Origin of the sequence: Oceanospirillum sediminis, from assembly GCF_014164585.1 — a bacterium.
GTDB classification, from domain to species: domain Bacteria; phylum Pseudomonadota; class Gammaproteobacteria; order Pseudomonadales; family Halomonadaceae; genus Oceanospirillum; species Oceanospirillum sediminis.
Window position 1 is genome coordinate 1 of the sequence record NZ_JACJFM010000252.1, and the last position, 349, is coordinate 349.

The window sequence follows — 349 nt, forward strand, 5'->3', positions numbered from 1 at the left end:
GCTCAGCATTAAATAAAACCAATAAAAACAAGATTATAAAGATATATCTCTTTGCCTGGCACAATGATCGCTAACATAAACAACAAAGATTGCTAACAATTCTGGAAAAATTTATGAGCAAAGGTTCTGTGGAACGCATCGGAGTCTCCAAGCGTTACGACGAGAGTCTGGCGGTAAGAGAGATCAATCTGAAAATTCCTGGTGGCAGTTATTGTTGTCTTCTGGGTCCCAGCGGCTGCGGTAAATCAACAACGCTACGTATGATTGCTGGTCACGAAGCCGCATCTGATGGCGATATTCTGCTGAATAATCGCAATGTCACTGACCTTCCGCCAAGAGAGCGTGGCAC

1 protein-coding gene is annotated in these 349 nt (G+C 43.8%); it reads left to right on the top strand.

The genetic code is table 11. The features are described from left to right. Positions 1-113: 113 nt before the first annotated feature. A partial coding sequence (locus H4O21_RS24785; RefSeq protein ID WP_182812624.1) for an ATP-binding cassette domain-containing protein occupies positions 114-349 on the top strand: 236 nt, incomplete at its 3' end.